Raw genomic sequence first — 306 nt, 5'->3', positions numbered from 1 at the left:
GACCGATAGTGAACCAGTACCGTGAGGGAAAGGCGAAAAGAACCCCGGCGAGGGGAGTGAAAAAGAACCTGAAACCGTGTACGTACAAGCAGTGGGAGCACAGGTTTACCTGTGTGACTGCGTACCTTTTGTATAATGGGTCAGCGACTTATATTCTGTAGCAAGGTTAACCGCATAGGGGAGCCGGAGGGAAACCGAGTCTTAACCGGGCGTTAAGTTGCAGGGTATAGACCCGAAACCCGGTGATCTAGCCATGGGCAGGTTGAAGGTTGGGTAACACTAACTGGAGGACCGAACCGACTAATG

1 rRNA gene is annotated in these 306 nt (G+C 52.0%); it reads left to right on the top strand.

The window, feature by feature from the left end:
- Positions 1-306: ribosomal RNA gene (locus ACLJR2_RS23775) — 23S ribosomal RNA — on the top strand; the annotation flags it as partial.

This window comes from Salmonella sp. SAL03688, assembly GCF_046551895.1.
GTDB classification, from domain to species: Bacteria; Pseudomonadota; Gammaproteobacteria; order Enterobacterales; family Enterobacteriaceae; genus Salmonella; species Salmonella enterica.
This window is presented reverse-complemented; position numbering and strand designations above follow the sequence as displayed.